Source organism: Ancylomarina subtilis (genome assembly GCF_004217115.1).
Lineage (GTDB): Bacteria > Bacteroidota > Bacteroidia > Bacteroidales > Marinifilaceae > Ancylomarina > Ancylomarina subtilis.
Genome location: NZ_SHKN01000002.1, coordinates 326,936 through 347,506, shown reverse-complemented (window position 1 = coordinate 347,506; position 20,571 = coordinate 326,936). Strand labels below are relative to the sequence as shown.

14 protein-coding genes are annotated in these 20,571 nt (G+C 34.7%); 8 read left to right on the top strand and 6 right to left on the bottom strand.

The features are described from left to right. Positions 1 to 27 precede the first annotated feature (27 nt). The 4 genes from EV201_RS12395 to EV201_RS12380 all read right to left on the bottom strand — a co-directional run bounded on the left by EV201_RS12395 (position 28) and on the right by EV201_RS12380 (position 2,865). On the bottom strand, positions 28 to 1,188 hold the full coding sequence (locus EV201_RS12395; RefSeq protein ID WP_165389650.1) for an ABC transporter substrate-binding protein: 1,161 nt from the start codon (positions 1,186 to 1,188) through the stop codon (positions 28 to 30). Between the two features lie 89 nt (positions 1,189 to 1,277). Continuing rightward, a complete protein-coding gene (locus EV201_RS12390; protein WP_130307962.1) occupies positions 1,278 to 1,865 on the bottom strand; it encodes a phage tail protein in 588 nt (195 codons plus the stop codon). A 442-nt stretch (positions 1,866 to 2,307) separates the two neighbouring features. Then, the gene (locus EV201_RS12385) at positions 2,308 to 2,562 is read right to left on the bottom strand and encodes a putative signal transducing protein (protein ID WP_165389649.1); all 255 of its coding nucleotides are present in this window, start codon (positions 2,560 to 2,562) and stop codon (positions 2,308 to 2,310) included. An 18-nt stretch (positions 2,563 to 2,580) separates the two neighbouring features. Beyond that, the gene (locus EV201_RS12380; protein WP_130307960.1) at positions 2,581 to 2,865 is read right to left on the bottom strand and encodes a TfoX/Sxy family protein; all 285 of its coding nucleotides are present in this window, start codon (positions 2,863 to 2,865) and stop codon (positions 2,581 to 2,583) included. A gap of 321 nt (positions 2,866 to 3,186) precedes the next feature. Here EV201_RS12380 and EV201_RS12375 point away from each other — a divergent pair, with 321 nt between their 5' ends. Then, positions 3,187 to 5,592 carry a cache domain-containing protein gene (locus EV201_RS12375; RefSeq protein WP_130307959.1) on the top strand — a complete coding sequence of 802 codons (2,406 nt, stop codon included), beginning with the start codon at positions 3,187 to 3,189 and terminating at the stop codon, positions 5,590 to 5,592. Between the two features lie 25 nt (positions 5,593 to 5,617). Here EV201_RS12375 and EV201_RS12370 read toward each other — a convergent pair whose 3' ends face one another. Next, positions 5,618 to 6,658 (bottom strand): tetratricopeptide repeat protein, encoded by a 1,041-nt coding sequence (locus EV201_RS12370; RefSeq protein ID WP_130307958.1) that lies wholly within the window; start codon positions 6,656 to 6,658, stop codon positions 5,618 to 5,620. Positions 6,659 to 6,871: 213 nt separating this feature from the next. Between EV201_RS12370 and EV201_RS12365 the strand changes: the two genes are divergently transcribed. The 6 genes from EV201_RS12365 to EV201_RS12340 all read left to right on the top strand — a co-directional run bounded on the left by EV201_RS12365 (position 6,872) and on the right by EV201_RS12340 (position 14,779). Further along, positions 6,872 to 10,633, top strand: a complete 3,762-nt coding sequence (locus tag EV201_RS12365; RefSeq protein WP_130307957.1) for a response regulator — start codon at positions 6,872 to 6,874, stop codon at positions 10,631 to 10,633. 3 nt (positions 10,634 to 10,636) lie between these two features. Continuing rightward, on the top strand, positions 10,637 to 12,238 hold the full coding sequence (locus EV201_RS12360) for a response regulator (RefSeq protein ID WP_130307956.1): 1,602 nt from the start codon (positions 10,637 to 10,639) through the stop codon (positions 12,236 to 12,238). Further along, positions 12,231 to 13,088 (top strand): CheR family methyltransferase, encoded by an 858-nt coding sequence (locus EV201_RS12355; protein WP_130307955.1) that lies wholly within the window; start codon positions 12,231 to 12,233, stop codon positions 13,086 to 13,088. The genes EV201_RS12360 and EV201_RS12355 overlap by 8 nt, the downstream gene beginning before the upstream one ends. After that, positions 13,081 to 13,650: a chemotaxis protein CheB gene (locus tag EV201_RS12350; RefSeq protein WP_130307954.1), complete on the top strand. Its 570-nt coding sequence runs from the start codon at positions 13,081 to 13,083 to the stop codon at positions 13,648 to 13,650. Before EV201_RS12355 ends, EV201_RS12350 begins: the two co-directional genes overlap by 8 nt. Before the next feature lie 62 nt (positions 13,651 to 13,712). Then, a complete protein-coding gene (locus EV201_RS12345; protein WP_130307953.1) occupies positions 13,713 to 14,255 on the top strand; it encodes a class IV adenylate cyclase in 543 nt (180 codons plus the stop codon). Between the two features lie 74 nt (positions 14,256 to 14,329). Continuing rightward, positions 14,330 to 14,779: a hypothetical protein gene (locus tag EV201_RS12340; protein ID WP_130307952.1), complete on the top strand. Its 450-nt coding sequence runs from the start codon at positions 14,330 to 14,332 to the stop codon at positions 14,777 to 14,779. A gap of 63 nt (positions 14,780 to 14,842) precedes the next feature. Here the strand turns inward: EV201_RS12340 and tsaD are convergent, their stop codons facing one another. Further along, positions 14,843 to 15,865 carry a tRNA (adenosine(37)-N6)-threonylcarbamoyltransferase complex transferase subunit TsaD gene (gene tsaD, locus EV201_RS12335; protein WP_130307951.1) on the bottom strand — a complete coding sequence of 341 codons (1,023 nt, stop codon included), beginning with the start codon at positions 15,863 to 15,865 and terminating at the stop codon, positions 14,843 to 14,845. A gap of 162 nt (positions 15,866 to 16,027) precedes the next feature. Here tsaD and EV201_RS12330 point away from each other — a divergent pair, with 162 nt between their 5' ends. After that, positions 16,028 to 20,431: a translocation/assembly module TamB domain-containing protein gene (locus EV201_RS12330; RefSeq protein ID WP_130307950.1), complete on the top strand. Its 4,404-nt coding sequence runs from the start codon at positions 16,028 to 16,030 to the stop codon at positions 20,429 to 20,431. The last annotated feature ends 140 nt before the right edge of the window (positions 20,432 to 20,571 follow it).

The window sequence follows — 20,571 nt, the reverse complement described above, 5'->3', positions numbered from 1 at the left end:
TTTTAAGTTACAGCAATTCTAATTTGATTAAACGCATAAATATGGATTTTGCCATCCACTTACATTTTCCTTATGAATTTTTTCGTAAGCTAGACTATTGTATTCCAAAGCTCTACCCTGATCAATAACAATTTTCGTTACTTGATTATTTGCAAATCCAATTTTTTCAATATCGATTAATGGAGTGGCATATTCTGAATTCAGGAAAAAAGAGCGTTTACCTCTTGGTCCATCAATAATTTCTGTTTTAAGTCGTTTTTTAATTTCTGACCAATCCTTTTTTTGAAACTCAGGAATTAATCGTTCGAAAACCAACCCCGTTTCATAACCTAAAAGCGTGTATAAATCGGGCTTTTGACCAGCAAACTGGTTAACTTTATGTTTGAATTCGATATTTGCTTTATCTTTTGAATGATAATTCCACATAGAAGCAGAGTATAAATTTAGATCAAGATTACTTACTTGATTTAAAATATCATCTGACGACATGTGTGCACTTACTACAAGTGGAATTTTATTATTTAATCCTGATTTACAATATTCATAGTAAAATTCTAATGCTTCGCTACCGCAAAATAGAGAATGAATATATGTTGGTTGCGTTTTTTTTATTTCATCGAACAAACCTTCTATCTGACCTTTCAACTGAGAAGCTCCAGGCTGATATTTCAGTATATACATATCCATGTTTGAAGCTCCAGCCATAATCGCTCCTTGTCTAAAGGCAGACTGCAAATGGTATCCTCCATCGTAAATTGGCATAATAACAGCTCCTTTTTCTCCATATTTTTGATGAGCCCAATAACCTAATGAAAACTGCGATTGCCACATCTGGAAACTATTATTAAAAACACTATCGGATATATGATGCGTGTAAGGGATGTACTCTCCTACATCAAAAAAAAGTCCAAGTTTTTGCCTGTTTTCAATACTCGGTATTACAGATGGTAAAACTTTATAACTCACAAAGCCAGAAACAATATCGACCCTATTGAAATTTAACAATTTATTTACGGCTTCTGTTGTAGCTTTATCTCCACCCTGACCAACATATTCCGGAAATATTTGAAAAAGTTGATGGTACTTCTCGGGAATAGCAGAATAAAATCCACTAACTAAACTAGGTACCATGTCGGGATAAATTGAAGAGTATGGTGCAAGAAATCCAATCTTAATATTTTGATTCATAGACATATGGTAAAAAGAGAGTGTCAATTAAGCTAATCTTGAGAATTCTTATACAGAAATACAACTCAGAAGACACTCTCTGTAATTAACTAAGGACGTTGAGGATAAACACCATCCATACAAATAATATAATTAACAGTAGTAAAAGGTTGACGATTCTCAACATACTGATCACCACCTGTATCAGAAACTAACACATCTCCACCTGTAGAATAAACACCGTTAAGTTCTACAGTCGGACTTTCTGTATTATAAAGAAAATCCCCTGCTCCCATTGACTTTTTTGTTGCAGCTAAAGTTGTTGCATTATTTGCACCAGGAGTACTTTCTGTTCCACCTAAAGCACTAGCCATAAATCCGATCTCTAAACCACTAATAGTAGCCTCATGATTATGACTTGGCATCTGTGCTTCATTTAAAACTATTCTTTCAAAACCGTACTTCATACCAAGTTGATACGATGCAAGACCTGGTCCTACTCCTGCACCAACAGGAACTCTACCCCTGAAATCAGGCAAGCCAAAATCATTTCTTCCATCACCACCATAATTTGCCCCAATTAATGAATAAAGAGAAGGGTTTTGACTTACGGGAATAAATTGTCCCCAACAAAAAGACCAATACTTTGGTGCCCAACTAACAGGCCACAATCCAATAAATGCTAAAAATGCGTCCATAATTTAGAATGTTAGTTATTAATAAAAATTGCTAATAAAAAAATCAAATCAACACTTAACAGAACCTAATTAATCAACCAACATCCATTCAACAACACAAACCTTAAACTTCCACAAACAACTTCAAAAACATGACTAAATAAACTTTATCTAATTGTAAAGTGACAGATCGGGATTTAACCCCAAAACACTACTAAATATAAAAAACAATATAAAGCAAAACAAAAAAAATAATGCAAAACAATAAACTAATAAAAAGATAATCAAATACTAACAATAAATACAACAACTAAACATCATGTAAACATGCGTATTTTTTACGCGTTTAGAAAGGACAAGTAAAACCACAATTCCAACTTCACTTTTCTTAATCGCATACAAAAAAAGCCATGGCCTCGCGACCACAGCTTCACACTAATTTATATTACGAACCGATTAAAGACTAATCAGCCGGGTTATTTTTATTAAACTCTTCAATCAAGGCAAGTGCTTTTTCCTTATCTCTGGCAAAAATCTCAACTTCTACAGGATTAAATCCTCCTGCAGAAACATACCAAGGTGCAATACTGCTCATCAGTTGATTTTTTAAACTGGCAACAATTCCCTGATCATTCAAAACATCCTTTATAATTTCGGAATCAACTGGGTTTCCTCTATAAATAACAATTAAATCCATACCCTTTTCTTTTGTCGACATACTATTCATATTTTTAAATTATTCGCTTTGCGACAGCTTTTCACTCAACTCAAACATTCTGTAAAACGCTTTCAATTCATCCTTTTTTTCATGATCAAGCCCATGCCATCGAATTCCCTGTATAGCACCCTCAAGAGCATAAAGCATGTTGATACAAACGCCACTTTTCTCAACTGCAGCGATTTTAATTATAGCATTCTCACTGCCAACTTGCTTTAAATCTTGCTCATTTTTTATCCCAATCCTATTGAGTTTATCTGCAAGAGTCTTTCCAATATTGGGTAAATCGGTAAGCGTTTTCATTTATCAAAATCGTTCTAAATTTTCTCTCAATAATCTCACTAGCCATAATAGCAAGACAAACAGTCAAAATCTGATATGACTAACAAAAAAAAATATTTTCAGTTTCCTTAACCATATAAGGTTTTCAAATTTATAAAAAAACAAGCCATTAATAAACATAACAACCTGCTTTTCTCAAAATAAAACCACTCGAAACACAAGCAAGACTAATAAGAATACCCTATTCCCAATCAAAACATATATTTTCAATAATAAAGACAAAAATTCATATATTTTTTTTGTAGATTAGAGCCTGATTTTTCAGTAGACCCTCGACATACTATGCCAAAAAACAAAACCCTATCCATACCCCAAACCTTTCTTCTATACGTTGTTATATTTTTTGCACTCTCAGCAATCCTAACAAGTGGTCTGTTTCTTTATTTCGAATACAAATCGTTCGAAAAACAAAGTAAGCTAAGTAAAGAAAACCATATCCAAACACAAGAAAAATTAATTCAAAACGAGGTCGATCAGGTGATTGAGCATATTGCCATTAGTCGAGATATTCGAATTAATCAGGTTAATGACATCTTAATTCACCGAGTTGATCAGGCCTACTTATTGGTTGAAAATTTATATCGAACCAATAAAAACAGATATAGCAAAGAAGCCATTCTTCAAATGGCTAGAGAAGCGCTACGTCCTCTTAGGTCGAAAGAAATTCGAGGTGATTATTTTATGATCAAAACAAATGGAGAAGAGATTCTCTACCCAGCTCATCCCGAAATTGAAGGAACAAACTTTTTACAACTCCCCGACTCCCCTGAAAAAGCCGTCGTACAGGAAGAAATCCGAATCGCTCTAGAACAAGGGAAAGGTTTTATTAGGGGGGAATCTACTTCTTTTACCGCAAACCAATCCTTTAGCTCTCCATCGGTTATATATCTGCGATATTTCAAACCACTGGACATTGTACTGGGGACGGGTGAATACATACCTGATATTGAAGAAGACATAAAGAAAGAAGCCATAGAATATATCAAAAACATCAAATATGGTGTTAATCAGCAAATTTTCATCAACGATACAAAGGGTAATGTCATTGTATCAAATACAACACTATACAAAAACGGCGATAATATTATCGATTTTAAAGATGCCAAGGGATTTGCTCTAATTCGGGCTGAAATTGAAGCATCGAAAAGACCTAATGGTGGCTTCACAAATTTTGATTGGCCAAATGAAGCTAATGGGCAAATAGACAAAAACAGATCCTTTGTAAAAGCCTACCCCGAATGGGACTGGGTGATTGGTGCGTGGTTTGACCTCAGTCTGATTGAAGCAGAAATTAATGGTAGCATCAAGAAAATGCAAAAGACTCAAATCAGAAAAGCAAGCACAATCCTAATTCTCATCATACTAAACCATTTAATTATCCTGTTGATATTTAGATACCTAACCAACAAAACCAAGAAAAATACCACAACCTTTATTCGACAATTAAAGAAAGCCATTTATTCCAATACCAATATCGATAAAAGGAAACTAACCTATTCGGAATTCCACACGATTTCTGATGCCACAAATCGCATTATCGAAGACAAACAAAAGGCTGATGAAGAATTAAGGAAAAGTGAAATGCAATTCAAATCCTTATTCGAGATCGCCCCCATTATGATTCTTGGTGTTGATGCAAACAAAAGAATTTGCCTATGGAATAAAGAATGTGAAAAAGTGACAGGCTATACCTTGACCGAAGTTCAAGCCATGGACAATCCTTTTAAAATCCTCTTAAAGCACCAGACTGACTTTAACGATTTTAAGACTCACCTTTCAAAATCAAATGGGAAATTCCATGAATATACCGTGATTAATAAAGAAAAAGAACCCAGGAATCAATTCTGGGCTGCCTTTACCAGTTCTTCAGATCTAATCATTGGCGTGGGATACGACACAACCAAACTAACCAAAACCCTAACGGAACTTAACACAACGGCTGAGAAATTACAAGAAGCCAATTTGACTAAAGATAAATTCTTATCCATTATAGCTCATGATCTTAAAAATCCATTTAATGCTATTATTGGTTTTTCCGATCTTTTAAGCATGAGTTATGAAGACCTGGATGATGAAACCAAGCTTGATTTGATTAAGGATATTCAGCACTCAGCTAAGCTTAATTACAAACTTCTTGAGAAACTACTCGAGTGGGCCATGAGTCAGTCTGATCAAATCCCATTTAATCCTGAGCTTTTAAATCTCCAACCGATTATTGAAGATTCTATTTCGTTTGCTTCGTATCAGGCCAATCAGAAAAAAATTAAAATCCAAAGTTCAAACGAATCAGGTCTGCAGATTTATGCGGACGATAACATGCTAACCAGTTTACTTCGCAATTTGATTTCGAACGCTATCAAATTCACTCCTGAACATGGTGAAATAACAATAAAGACTGAAGAAAATAATCAACAGATAAAAATCTCAATAAAAGACAATGGAATAGGAATGAGCCCTGAAAATGTAGTTAAACTCTTCCGAATTGATACTAAAATACAGACAACAGGTACTATGGATGAAAAAGGCACGGGCCTAGGCCTACTCATCTGCAAAGAGTTTGTTGATAAACACCAGGGGAAAATATGGGTCGAAAGTGAGCTAAATAAAGGCTCCAATTTCATTATGAGTTTCCCGAAACAAAGCCATTTGAGCAATAACGTCTTGAATAAAAAAGCATCCTTAAATTAAGAATGCTTTCCTGGGTTAAGTACACTTAGCCCTCCAACATAGCTTCAAATACTTTGACAAGATTCTTAAAATCAGGGTAAATTTTTTCGGCATTCTCTATTGTCTGGTCCTTCAACAGCAAAATAATTTTTCCCCGGCCTGCCTTATTGATTAAGAAATCGATAAAAGCACCACCCATTGGATAAGATAAATCTCTCTCATAATGTGTTGGTGATTCCCAAAGCTCAAGCAAATGAAATTCTCCCTTGGGTAGAACTTGTCTGGCTGCATCCATCTTATTGTGAATCGTCTGATCTAAATAGACACAAACACCTTCGTTTATCAGTAGACTCTTCTTTTTTGGCTGAATGGCCACATCACAAATAATATGGCAAATTTCATATCCCCTAGTTTGCTTATACCAGACATTTATTATTTTTCTTTCCGAGTTTGCAAAACCTAAAGGGCGTCCCAACACATCATAAGCCTCTTCCCTATCCTTCCATACAAAAAAGTCAATCTTCTTACCTAGTTCAGCCTTAAAAAATTGATTAATTACTTGATAAGCTTTTTCGTGCTGAGCGATATATTTTTCAACATTATCAACTACAGATTCATCTTGAAAATGAAAACGAAGGTGTTCTGTTTCTCGAACTTTCCATTTTTGAAAATATTTGTTCTCTTGAAAGCGCTTCAAACAATTTTGAGCAAAACGTGAACAACTCCTGGTTGCCTGCATCTCAATGGCCTTTTTCAAATATGCCAATCCTTTTTCCCTCTGTCCCGTATAGTAATAAGCATTACCCATTTCAGCCAAACACCATGCCTTAACCGCTGAATCTTGTTCTTCTGCCTCGACACCCTTTTGAAGAAATGGAATTGCTGTTTGATACCGATTCATAGATGCGTGCGCTCGGCCGATTATCATATTTAAGATCGCATCGTCAGGCGATTTTTCAAGTCTTACAACAGCTTGTTCAATCACTTTTTCAAATTTTCCTTTAGAAAAGAGTTTGTTTAAATCTTTATGCTGTGCCGAAACGGCAAAACTGGAAACCAACAACAATACGATCAAAATTTGTTTCATCTAATGTTAAATATTTTATATGTTAGTAATTATCTAAATCTACAGTTAAATCAATAATAAACAATACCTTTCATATTATTTTTTAGGCTTATTAGTTACATTCTATCTAACACTTACATTAAGCGATTCATCTACAAATAAAGTGTATTCATTTTATTTTTGACTATTTTTGTTTAATAATACATGAGAGAATTCAACCAATATTAAATCGCTATGAATCTGCCTATATCGAAGTTTCGAGATTGGAAAATAAAATCCAGACTATTTCTTCTAACAGTCGTTTCAATTATAAGCATCATCCTTTTAGGCTTTTTAGCAAATTTCTTTTTTCAATCCAGTCGAGTCCTCACTCTGTTTATGAATGCTGATCGTATTCATAACAATACTTTTAACAATGGACTTCAAGACTATTATAAGTATATCGCTTTAAACGACAAAACTTATTACATTTCATCTCTTAAAAAAATTAAAGAGGCTAACACCATGGCCTATACATTTTCAAGTATTGATGAACATATTCAGAATTTATCCAGAAAAGATTTTATCGCACTCTTTTATAGTGCCTTTCCAAGTAGCCATCACCCCGAAGAAAAAATTGTCAATATTCTCTACGACCGATTAAAACTCCTCAATAAAATTAATCCTCAAAGACTGAAAGAAAATCAAGCAATAGCCAAATATGGGTATAATCTTGGCATGCATATCCAAAAACATATCGAAAATCATAAAGATGGCGAAATCAATTTTGAGCTTCTAAACGATATTAATGAACTAAAGACTCATTTTGGTGATTTTGCAAAAGAAACGGAGCAAATTTCTAATAATGTAAACACTGCTCTCATCTATATTATTGGCTTTTTTATTCTATTCATTGCTATATTCATTTCGAGTATTTCCTATATCATTAACAGATCAATTTCAAAACCCGCTGCGATTCTTGCTAAAAGTTTCAAGCTTCTCAACAAGGGGATTCCTCAAAAAAAATTGAACTATAAAAGCAATAGTGAACTTGGAATATTGACTCAATCTTTCAATGAAATTCAATTTGGATTCACGCGCATTATTCACAATATCCAAAAAGTTTCTGAAGGAGACTATACAGCCAAATTAAAGCCAAGATCTAAACAAGATGAATTTACACATACCTTCAATCGTATTGTTGATCAACTAAAAGCTTCGCACATTAAAAATGAAGAAACCAATTGGTTTCGCACAGGCTTGAACCAACTGAATAAAAAATTACGCGGCGATCAGGAAATCTCTGAAGTTGCAAACAATGCGCTTCAATTTACAATCAAATTTCTTAATGCCGAGCTTGGTGCCTTATACATTTATGATGAGGGAGATGAAGTTTTCAATCTAAAGGCAGCATATGGCTTACCCGATAAAAACCAATTCAAATTTATTAAAAAAGGCCATGGATTAGTTGGCTCTATTACTGATTCAACAGAGATTAAACACATTAAAGATCTGCCTAAAGATTATTTCACAATATTTTCGGGAACTGGTGAAATCTCACCTAAAGAAATTCTCTTAATTCCTCTGGTATTCAACAACCATTTATGGGGCGTAATGGAGTTGGCCTCGATTCAAGAATTTACGCTTCAAAAAATCAAATTCCTCGAAACAGCCAACGAAACCATAACGGTCAATATTGCTTCATCCATTGCTCGCGAACGTCTTGAAAACCTATTGAGAACAACTCAGGATCAAGCCAATGAACTACAAGTACAACAAGAAGAGTTACGTGTTGCCAACGAAGAACTTGAGGAACACACTAAAATTTTAACCGAAAACGAAAAAAGACTCCAGGTTCAGCAAGAAGAGTTACGAGTTGCCAACGAAGAACTTGAGGAACGAAGCAATCAGTTAGAATTACAGAAAAATGAGATTGAAAAACAAAACCAAAACCTTTCTCAAACACACGACGAACTCGAATTAAAAGCAAAAGAACTTGAGCAAGCTAGTCAGTATAAATCAGACTTCTTAGCTAATATGTCGCACGAATTACGCACCCCGCTCAATTCGCTGTTGATTCTTTCCGGCATGCTTGCAAAGAATAAAAAAGGGAACCTAACCCAATCAGATATTGAATCTGCTGAAATTATTCATAAAAGTGGCAAAGATCTCTTACAGCTAATAAACGAAGTACTTGACTTATCCAAAATTGAAGCAGGAAAGATGACTGTTGAATTTGCTCCTACAAATGCAGAGGAAATTAAACAGGAAATTATGCTCGATTTCAAACATCAGGCTGAAAAGAAAAAATTAGCTCTCTCTGTTGAAATAGATAAGAACATTCCAAAAACCTTTATTAGTGATAAGCAACGATTATCTCAGATTATTAAAAATCTGCTTTCGAATGCTATCAAATTCACAACAAAAGGAAGTATCACCGTGAGCTTCGATAAGCTTGATGATAAGACTGCTTTAATGAGAACAGATTTAGATCCATCACAAGCTCTTTCTATTTCGATAACAGATACTGGGGTTGGTATTCCTGATGACAAAAAAGAAGCAATATTCGAAGCTTTTCAACAAGCTGATGGAAGCACATCAAGAAAGTATGGCGGTACAGGCCTGGGCTTATCAATATCCAAAGAGTTGGCTTATATGCTTGGAGGAGAAATCCATTTGGAAAGTAAGATCGATCAAGGCTCTACATTCACGATCATCATTCCTGAAAAACCCAATCATGAATCTGAGATTAAACATGAAGTCATTCGAAAAATGCCTCCTGCAGAAAATGAAAAACCCAAAGATGTAGAGATTGAATTGTCTGTACCAACTCAATTCATTGATGATGACAGATATTCTGATTCAAATAAAGCTTTAGTTCTTTTGATTCATCCTGAGAAAGAGAAAGCTAAAAAACTGCTGCATTTAATTAATCAAAACGATTTTAAGGCTGTAGCTGCCGCTGATATAAAGTCTGCTATAGCATTGGCCGAAACGTATCAGCCATCATCAGTGATTATTTCATCTATTCTTCTATTAACTGATGGTGAGGAAAAATTGGAACTATTAAAAAATAATCCGCTTACATCCAACCTACCCTTACACGTCGTATCTCCTGTTGACGGTTTAAAAGAAGACGAAAAAGATCAACTAACAACTGTTAATGCCGTCGATTTTGATTCGGCTATGAATGAAATAAACAAACAACTTTTTTCAAATTCAAAACACATATTAATCGTTGAAGATAATGCGAACACCAGACAGGTTATAAACCTTTTGCTGCAGCAAAATGATGTGCAAATTGATGAGGCTGTAAGTGGTACCGAAGCCCTGACAAAAATTAAATCAAAACAATACGACTGCATTATTTTAGACTTGGGATTGCCTGATTTTTCAGGACACGAACTGCTCAAAAAACTAACGGCCCTTAATATCAGGATTCCTAATACCATTATATATACAGGTAAAGAACTTTCAAGAGAAAAACACAGGGAATTGAGTAAATACACCAATTCAATTATTTTAAAGGGGTTAAAATCTGATGAAAGATTAATGGATGAAGTCAGCTTGTTTTTACATCATGTTTCTATAAAAAACCCACAATCTCAATCACTACACAACGGAACTCTGGACGAATCGATATTTAAAGGAAAAAAAATCCTGGTTGTTGACGACGAAATTCGAAACATATTTGCCCTAGGAAAAATCCTTGAGGATAAAGATATGGAAGTCCTTGAAGCTGAAAATGGGAAAATTGCTCTGGAAGTCCTTAAGGAAAATAATAACATCGATTTGATTCTAATGGATGTCATGATGCCTGAGATGGACGGTTATACCGCCATTGAACATATCCGAAAAACACCCAAAATTAAAGATATTCCCGTAATCTGTACAACTGCTAAGGCAATGAAAGAAGATTACGACAAAGCGATTGCACATGGAGCCAATGATTATCTATCAAAACCGATAGATGAAAATAAGTTGTTTTCAATGCTAAAAATCTGGTTATACAATTAAGTCATGAATAAAGATAAAATATTAATCGTTGATGATAAGGAAGAGAATTTAATCAGTCTTGAATATATTCTCAGCGATTTTAATGTCGAAATCGTTAAAGCTTTTTCTGGAGAAGAAGCTTTGAAATACAGCCTGAAAGATGAATTTGCAATGGCAATTCTTGATGTTCAAATGCCAGGCATGGATGGTTATGAAACATTAGAATTAATGCGTCATCGGAAAAAAACCAAATATCTACCCGTCATCTTTGTTTCTGCTATTCACCAAAGCGATTTTCATATCATGAAAGGTATAGAAACAGGAGCCGTTGACTTTATTCCGAAACCAATTATCCCAGAAGTTTTAAAGGGAAAGGTTAGTGTTTTTCTGGATCTGTATCGCCAAAGGAAGGAACTAAATCTGGTTTTAAAATATCTTGAAAATAAAAACGAAGAACTTATTATTGCCAAAGATAAAGCCGAAGAAGCCACTCGTGCAAAATCGATGTTTCTAGCTAATATGTCACATGAAATTCGTTCTCCGATGAATGGTATTTTAGGCTTATCCCGATTAATGCTGAATGAAACGGAGAATGGCGAACACCAGGATATGTTAAAGGTTGTAACCACTTCAGGTGAACATCTGTTACAAATTATCAACGACATTCTGGATTTTTCAAAGATTGAAGCCGGACAAATCGACCTGGAATGCATCGACTTTGATATTAGAAAACTGTGCGATACCATATACCAGCTTCTGAATTTCAGAGCCATTGAAAAAGGGATCGATTTCAGTATTGATATTGACGAAGATATTCCTGATACTCTTAGAGGTGATTCATTCAGACTCAATCAAATCATTATGAATTTAACCAATAACGCAGTTAAATTCACATTGAAAGGAGCCGTAAAAGTGACCATTAGGTTGCTTGAGAAAAACGAAGACTGGGTCTCGTTGCATTTCTCAATAAAAGATACAGGCATTGGCATTCCTGACAAGGCTCAGAAAACCCTATTCCGGGAGTTTACACAATCTGACAGTTCAATCTCCAGACAATATGGGGGAACCGGATTGGGGCTGGCTATCTCAAAAAATCTGACCAATTTAATGGGAGGTAAAATCAAGCTTCAAAGCAAACAAGATGTCGGTACAGAATTCATGTTTGAACTCAAATTCGAATATAAAGAAAAAGAAATGACTACAATCCCAGAAAGTAATACGGATTTTCCTCAAGACCTTTCAATACTTGTAGCTGAAGACAATCCAATTAATCAGAAAGTTGCAGTCTTAACTCTAAGACAACTTGGTCTAACCTGCGATGTGGCTAAAAATGGTCTCGAAGCTTTACAAATGTACAAGCAGAATAATTACGACATCATCTTAATGGACATGCAAATGCCAGTTTTGGACGGAATCAATGCATCCCAAAAGATAAGAAGCCATGAAGCCAATGAAAACATTGGAAACACAACTTATATTATTGCGCTAACTGCGAGTGCTTCCTCTGAAGACAAACAAGTATGTCTGGACGCAGGCATGAACAATTTTATTAGCAAACCGTTTAAAAAAGAAGAACTGGAAGCGGTATTAAGTCAGGGAGTCAAAACTACTCATAAATATGACTAGCATTCAAAATAAAGTCGAGCAAGATGAGAATATAGATATTGAGATCCCTCTGATTCTTGAAGCTATATATCAAAAATATGGTTACGACTTTCGAAAATATTCAAGATCTCATATAAAAAGACGATTGCTTCATCGTATGGCAATTGGTCATTTCGAAAGCATATCTCAAATGCAGAATATGGCCTTGCGTTCCAAAGATTTTTTTATGGAACTGCTCGAAGATCTATCTATCAATGTAACTGAGATGTTTCGTGACCCTGAATTTTACGCCTCATTTCGAGAAAATGTGATTCCTAGTCTTAAAACCTACCCCTTCATTAAGATATGGCATGCGGGATGCTCAACGGGAGAAGAAGTCTATTCTTTTGCCATACTTCTGCGTGAAGAAGGCATTCTTGATCGCTGTCAGGTTTATGCGACTGATTTTAACCGTAAAGTCTTAGAGATCGCCAAACAAGGGATTTACCCCATACGTAACTTGGAACAATTTGAGCGAAACTACAAAAAATCAGGTGGAAAATCTAAGTTATCCGATTTTTACACCATGAAATATGGATCGATAAAATTAGATCAAAACCTGGTGAAAAAAGTGGTTTTTGCAGACCACAACCTTGTTACAGATTCTGTTTTTGCTGAGGTAAATCTCATTATCTGCCGAAATGTTCTCATCTATTTTGATAAAGATTTACAAAGTAGAGTGATCAATTTATTTCATGAAAGCCTTTCTTCGAGTGGGCATTTATGCTTAGGCACAAAAGAAAGCTTAAAGTTCACCAGTAAAGAATACCATTTTTTAGATATAGACCCGAAACAAAAAATTTACAAAAAAATCTGGGTAAAGCATGTATAAGGCTTTAGTTATAGGCACTTCATTTGGAGGACTGGAAGCTCTAAAAGCGACCCTTCCCCTTTTTCCAAAGGACTTCCCTTTGGCCATAATTGCTGTGCTTCATATTGGTGATAACCCAAACGATTCCTTTATTCGCTATTTGAATGAAATCTGTGAACTAAAGGTTAAAGAAGCTGAAGAAAAGGAAAAAATAACAGCAGGAACAATCTATTTTGCACCACCAAATTACCACCTACTTGTTGAAAGCGATGAAACATTTGCACTCTCAACTGATTCAAAAGTACATCACTCTCGCCCCTCCATTGATGTTCTGTTTGAAACAGCTGCCTGGTGCTATAAAAATAAATTAATCGGACTTGTCCTTTCCGGATTGAATGAGGATGGTGCTTTCGGTCTTCATCAAATAAACGAAATGGGAGGCATTTGCATTGTAGAAGATCCAGAAAATGCAATTGCCCGAATTATGCCTTCTGCTGCATTTAAAATTGCAAACCCTCAGTTTATAATTCCTCTTCATCAAATTTCTGAAAAGATTATTGAACTTGTGAATTCTCAGGACTAAACAACAGTCCCGTAAACCAATTAATGTTTACTTTTGAGGCTCAATCTTTATTCTAAAAAACGATGCCAATAAATATCGAAATAAAAGCCCATTGTCGCGATTTAAATAAAATCAGGGAAATTCTTAAGTCTCACAAGGCCGATTTCAAAGGGGTCGATCATCAAATCGACACATATTTTCATTCAAAAAATGGACGACTAAAACTTCGGGAGGGGAATATAGAAAACAACTTAATTCATTACGAAAGAGAAGATAAGCAAGGCTGCAAAGAAAGTCAGTTTTCCTTATACAAAACAGAGACAGAATCTGGTCTTAAAAATATTTTAGAAAAAGCATTGGGTAAAAAATGTGTTGTCGAAAAGGATAGAGAAATCTATTTTATTGAGAATGTCAAGTTTCATTTGGACACAGTTAAAAACTTAGGAACGTTTATCGAAATTGAAGCCTCAAACAAGGATCATAATCTCACAAAAGATAAGCTTCAGGAACAAAGCAATTTCTACATCAAGCTTCTCCAAATAAATGCAAAAGACTTTATTTCAGAATCCTATTCCGATCTGCTTCAGCAAAACAGTTTATTTTCACAAATACTTATTGAAGAATAAGATGATTTTCAGTCAGGGTTTTTATGTTGATTCATTTTTAAGTAACTTGAATACAATATTAAAAACAAAATGCTATGCTTCAATTCGAATACGATATCAGAAGTCATAAAATTAAAGCCCTCAATGCTAAAAGCAAACAATTAGCTGTGGGCATAGCCTTTATTATCTCTGCAGTTGTTTTATATTTTTTTGTGAAAGACTTAGAAATGATTCCTCTTTGCAGATACTTTGCCCCCTTTATTGTTACTGTTGCCACCATATATACAATTGGAATTCTCCTGGGCTGCAAATTCATGTACCCTCGTGAATACTTAAAGATTAACTCACGACGAGTAAAATACAAGTATGGGTGGTTTAAACGACGAACCAAAATCTACAGAAAAGATATCAAAGGATTCAAAATTGAAAATGATGAACTCATTGTCTTAACAAAGGAACAGGAGGAATTCCGGATTTGTTTAAAAGATTTCTCAGAAGATGCCATTTTGGTTTTAAAAGGCTACTTAAATATTAATACGGAATAGATCAATCGCTTTTGTCTCATAAAAAAAACAGCCTTGAAATCTTAATCTCAAGGCTGTTTCGTTTTATTTTATAGTCATTCGTGCAAACGGAGCCGTATCCTGTTCCACAAAATCCTTGTTCAAATATTTAAAATAGCCGGTAATGGCAACCATCGCCGCATTGTCAAGAGAATAACCCAACTGCGGGATATAAACTTTCCAACCTTGTTTTGATGCAGTCTCTTTCATTGCATTTTGCAAACCAGAATTAGCAGAAACACCACCTGCAATAGCAACCTCTTTTATACCCGTTTCGCGGACGGCACGCTTAACCTTATTCATTAGAACATCAACAATCGTGTATTGAAGTGAAGCACACAAATCATTCATATTTTCCTCAATAAAATTAGGATTGACTTTCACTTTATCTCTGATGAAGTATAAAAATGAAGTCTTTAAGCCACTAAAACTATAATTCAAGCCTTGAATTTTTGGTCGGCTAAACTCAAAAGCCAAAGGATTACCTTCCTTAGCTCTTTTATCAATTACCGGGCCTCCCGGATAAGGAATTCCCATTACCTTTGCACACTTATCAAATGCTTCACCTGCAGCATCATCAATCGTTTCGCCGATTACCTCCATTTCCATATGATCTTTCACAATAATAATTTGTGAATTACCTCCTGAAACCAAAAGTGCCAGAAATGGAAAACCTGGATGATCGTAAGTGTTTTTTAAATCATCAATAAAATGAGCCAGAATATGAGCCTTTAGGTGATTCACCTCAATCAGAGGAATATTTTTTGACAAAGCGAAACCTTTAGCAAATGATGTTCCAACCATCAAAGACCCCAAAAGCCCAGGGCCACGAGTAAAGGCCACAGCGTCAATTTCATCAGCAGTCACATTGGCTTCTTTTAAAGCCTGATCAACCACCGGAATTATATTTTGTTGGTGTGCACGTGAAGCAAGTTCAGGCACAACCCCACCATATGCCATATGCACCGTTTGAGTGGCAATAATGTTAGAATGAATCACCCCATCTCTCAAAACAGAAGCTGATGTATCATCACACGAAGATTCAATTCCTAATATCGTTATACTCATCAAATTAAAAATTAACGTAAAAAGATTAAAAAAGAATACAAACACAGCTTTCAACCGCTGTTTTCTATTTCTTTTTGTCTAATTTTGTGCAATTGCACTCAAAAGCACAAAACTATTAAAAAATTCCTCAAAATATCAATTTGGTCCATAGCAAGTATCATTATGGTACTTATATTGGCCTATCTTGTATTTTTGAGTCCACGTGTGCAAACCTATTTTTGTCAAAAGATCGCCAAATCAATCTCTGAGAAAACGCATACGCCAGTAACTATTCAAGGTGTCGATTTCTCCCCTTTCAAAAGTATCATTTTTAAAGGTGTCTATATAGAGGATCATAGAAAAGATACTCTCATTTACGTTGGCGAATTGAATTCCAAACTGGATTCAATTAATTTCAAATCGAAGAAAGCGTACATTGGGAAACTCAATTTAAAGCAAGCCTATTTTAATTTATACGAGGGAAAAGATCGAGTACAGAATCTTCAAATTTTCTTAGATTCGCTCTCAAATAAACAAGAAATTCCTGACACATCAGTTCATAAAAAAAACTGGGTCATTAGTGTTTCAGACCTCGATTTAATCGATTCTCGTTTTACTTTCTTAACTCTGGAAGCTCAAAAACAAGCTTTTGGTATGAACTACGACGATATCGATGTCCGAAATATCAAACTTCAAGCTCGAAATATTAAAATCATTGGTGATTCGGTCGATTTTGATCTGAAACACATGAGTTGTATTGAAAAATCAGGTTTTATCATAAAAGATTTCAAAACCCATTCCTGGATTACACCAACACAATGGGGAATGTCAGATGCGACCATTAGCTCCCCAAGAAGTGTACTTTCTGCAGGTCAAATACTTCTGAATTATGTGAGTGGACAAGGCTATTGGAGTCATTTTACGAAAAAAATGCAACTTGACTTCAAGATTAGATCCTCAAAAATTAGTTTTGAAGATTTGGCTTATTTTAATGATAACCTTTTAGGTTTTAGAGAATCTGGATTTTTATCGGGGCATGTTTATGGAACAATTTACGATCTTAAAGGGCGTAATATTAATGTTATATATGGAAATCACACCAATTTTAAGGGACGCTTTTATCTAAATGGCCTTCCATCAATTGAAAACTCCTATCTCGAAGCCGATTTTGATGAATTAACGACCAGCATCTCTGATCTTGAGAATGTTTACATCCCAAATTACGAGGGCAACTACATTGAACTCCCTAGGCAATTAGACAATCTGGGACTCATCCGTTACAAAGGTAAATTCAATGGATTTATCAATGATTTTGTCTTTTATGGAAATTTTAAAACCGATCAGGGAAATATCAGAACAGATATTCTATTAAAACCCAGCTTAGTTGACAACAGCCTAAGTTTTAGAGGTGATATCAACACACAAGATTTCGACCTTGGGCATCTTCTAAGCCAGGAAAAAATCGGCAAAGTTTCTATGAATGTGTCCTTAAAGGGATCAAGTTCAAAAAAAGGAACTCAAGGCGCAATGATGGGTAATATCGAGAAATTCAATTTCTTTAATTACGAATACAAAAACTTATCATTAGATGGCTATTTTGCAGATAAACATTTCGATGGAAAATTATCCCTTTTAGACCCCAATATTGAATTTGACTTTGCAGGAAAAATCGACTTTTCAAAAGAAACGCCAGTCGTTAATTTTGATTCCCATTTAAAAAATGCAAAATTATTCCCTCTCCATTTAAACACGAAGGATGAGCTTTCAGAGCTCAATTTAAACTTAAATGCAAACTTTACAGGGGATCGATTTGATAATGCTAATGGTCATATTTTAATTGATAGTATACAATACAAAAATGGTAGGGGGAAATTCAATTTAGATGAAATTAAAATCGATTCTAAAACCACACCAACACTCAAACAATTTGATTTAAAATCAGATCTGGCCGATCTAAATGTAATAGGGAATTATGAACTTGATAAACTTGTTTCTTCATTATCAAACATGATATATTATTATTTGCCTGCTTATGCCCCTGATTCATCATACACTAAAATAGATTCAACCAATAACTTTAAAATCGATCTTTTGATAAAGGAAAATTCCGGATTAATCCAATTAATTTATCCTAACATAGGCTTATCCCCCAACAGTCAACTAAGTGGTGAAATCAATGCAAAAGAACATTCTTTAAATTTAAACCTACACATTCCATCTTTAACCTACGATTCAAAAAGCATTGAAGGCATAAAAGTCAACTTAAACACGAATGACGACAAACTAATATTAAAAGGACGAAGTGATAAATTAGCTTTTAGTGAAGATTACAACATCTTCAATCTTTCACATCAAATTGAAGCTCAAAACAATCATCTTAAATACGATTTAAACTGGAATAATTGGGGAGCCAAAACATACAGCGGTTCCTTATCAGCTATTGCGACTGTTGATTCTAAAGCAATGGGTACCACTCCAAAATGGGAAATCGATCTTCTTCCAAGCACCATCATTCTAGCTGATAGTACCTGGCAGATTAATCAATCTCACATCCAAATTGACAGTACAAGTTACAGTATTGATCAATTCAAAATCAGTCAGAACCAACAGTTTTTCTCAATCGATGGAAAAATATCAACTTTGCCTGAAGACATCATAAAATGTCAGATTAATAATATCAGCTTAAAGAATATTAATACAATAAACAACAGCAAGAATTTAGGAATTGATGGTAACACCAGAGGGTACTTTCAACTTTCTGATTTTTATGGCGACCGCTTAACCAATACAGACCTTGTATTGGAGAATCTAACATTTCATAATGATACCATTGGAGATTTACATCTTAAAAGTGATTGGATTAAAAATGAGCAGAAACTTTCTTTAGAGGCATATGCCATTCATAATGATAAACGAGAAATAAATATTCAGGGGAGTTATTATCCTGAATTGGATTCTGTTGCTCTAAGTCTCAACTTAGATTCCATGCGAATGAACATTATGCGTCCATATTTGGAAGGAAATATTTCGGAACTCGAAGGTCGTCTTGGCGGTTTTATGCAAGTGGAAGGACCAACAAGTTTACCTCGTATTAATGGGAAACTTAAATTCTTAAACACATCATTTAAAATTGAAGAGTTGCAAACCAAATATACGTGTAATGACAGTATTATTTTCACCCCAAAAGAAATACAGTTTAATAACTTTAAATTTTACGATTCTGAAAATAATATGGCTGAAATTTATGGAGCCATCGCATTAAATAATTACACCAAGTTAGATCTGGATCTTGCCTTAAGCACAAACAATTTTAAACTTCTAAATACAAAGATTACTGATAACGAATTGCTTTACGGACAAGCCTTTCTCACAGGAATCACTCACCTATACGGGTCTCCGGATGATATCGAGATTGAAATAGATGCCAAAACCAATAGAGACACACGTATATACATTCCTCTTAATAAAACAGGGGATATTGAAAAAAGTGATTTTATAACTTTCATCCATACTTTTGATACGGGTGAAATTGAACCTGAGAAATATGATATCGACCTTAGTGGTATTAAACTAAACTGCAACCTGGAAGTTACGCCGGAAACAGATATCCAAATCATTTTCGATTCAAAAATTGGAGATGTTTTAAAGGCAAATGGAAGTGGCAATCTCCAGCTTGGAATTGATACCAAAGGGGATTTTAAAATTTATGGCAACTACACCATTCAAACCGGAAGCTATTTGTTTACACTTCAGAATGTGATCAATAAAAAGTTTGATTTATCGAATGGAGGAACAATCAAATGGGATGGTGATCCCTACAGTGCAACAATTGACATTAATGCCGTTTACAATGTAAAAACAACACTTTACGACATTCTATTAAATACCCCTTACGTTGACAATACTAAAAAGATACAGGTCCAGTGCAATATGAATCTGAGTCAACAACTCAGTAACCCAAATATCCGTTTTGATATTGATTTCCCAACTCTGGACCAACAAACTCAAAGTATCTTAGCAGCACTCTTTTCTACCGAGGATGAAATGAATAAACAAATTCTTTCCTTGCTGGTTTTGAATCGTTTTTACACACCTGAATATATGCGATCAACTGATGCTAATTTTGAGAATAAAAACTCAAGTTATGCCGTTGGTGTCACCACAAGTGAACTGCTTTCAAATCAACTATCCAACTGGTTGAGCCAAATCAGTAATAAATTTGATGTTGGTTTCAGCTACCGACCTGGTGATAATATCACAAGTGATGAGATCGAATTTGCACTTTCGACTCAACTTTTCGACGATAAAGTTACCATTAATGGCAATCTCGGAACGAACTCGAATTCCAATCAGAATCAAGACAATGATATCGTTGGAGACTTTGATGTCAATATAAAATTGGATAAAAAAGGCAAGCTTCAAATGAAAGCTTTTACTCGCTCAAACGAATATTTAGCCTCCGATGCATCTCGAAATACTCAAGGTGTTGGAATTTTTTATAAAGAAGATTTCAATACCATTTCCGAATTATTCAGAAAATACCTAAGCTTTCTAAGAAAAAACAACACGAAGAAAGACTCTGAATAGCAAAACTTTAATCCAAAAGAATATCCATTTTTTCGTTTTCGAAAGACCTAAATTTAAAGTTCAATTCACAATTAATGCTGAGTCTAAATTACTGAATTAAGACTAAAATTAGGTACATGCTAACTTTTTGCATTCTCTAG

Bases quoted from the DNA above. Each gene is read 5' to 3' on its own strand.
- EV201_RS12385 (WP_165389649.1), bottom strand. From the start codon at position 2,562: ATGTCGACAAAAGAAAAGGGTATGGATTTAATTGTTATTTATAGAGGA.
- EV201_RS12345 (WP_130307953.1), top strand. From the start codon at position 13,713: ATGCCAATAAATATCGAAATAAAAGCCCATTGTCGCGATTTAAATAAA.
- EV201_RS12350 (WP_130307954.1), top strand. From the start codon at position 13,081: ATGTATAAGGCTTTAGTTATAGGCACTTCATTTGGAGGACTGGAAGCT.
- EV201_RS12370 (WP_130307958.1), bottom strand. From the start codon at position 6,658: ATGAAACAAATTTTGATCGTATTGTTGTTGGTTTCCAGTTTTGCCGTT.
- EV201_RS12375 (WP_130307959.1), top strand. From the start codon at position 3,187: ATGCCAAAAAACAAAACCCTATCCATACCCCAAACCTTTCTTCTATAC.
- EV201_RS12340 (WP_130307952.1), top strand. From the start codon at position 14,330: ATGCTTCAATTCGAATACGATATCAGAAGTCATAAAATTAAAGCCCTC.
- EV201_RS12395 (WP_165389650.1), bottom strand. From the start codon at position 1,188: ATGAATCAAAATATTAAGATTGGATTTCTTGCACCATACTCTTCAATT.
- tsaD (WP_130307951.1), bottom strand. From the start codon at position 15,865: ATGAGTATAACGATATTAGGAATTGAATCTTCGTGTGATGATACATCA.
- EV201_RS12380 (WP_130307960.1), bottom strand. From the start codon at position 2,865: ATGAAAACGCTTACCGATTTACCCAATATTGGAAAGACTCTTGCAGAT.
- EV201_RS12360 (WP_130307956.1), top strand. From the start codon at position 10,637: ATGAATAAAGATAAAATATTAATCGTTGATGATAAGGAAGAGAATTTA.
- EV201_RS12365 (WP_130307957.1), top strand. From the start codon at position 6,872: ATGAATCTGCCTATATCGAAGTTTCGAGATTGGAAAATAAAATCCAGA.
- EV201_RS12390 (WP_130307962.1), bottom strand. From the start codon at position 1,865: ATGGACGCATTTTTAGCATTTATTGGATTGTGGCCTGTTAGTTGGGCA.
- EV201_RS12330 (WP_130307950.1), top strand. From the start codon at position 16,028: ATGGTACTTATATTGGCCTATCTTGTATTTTTGAGTCCACGTGTGCAA.
- EV201_RS12355 (WP_130307955.1), top strand. From the start codon at position 12,231: ATGACTAGCATTCAAAATAAAGTCGAGCAAGATGAGAATATAGATATT.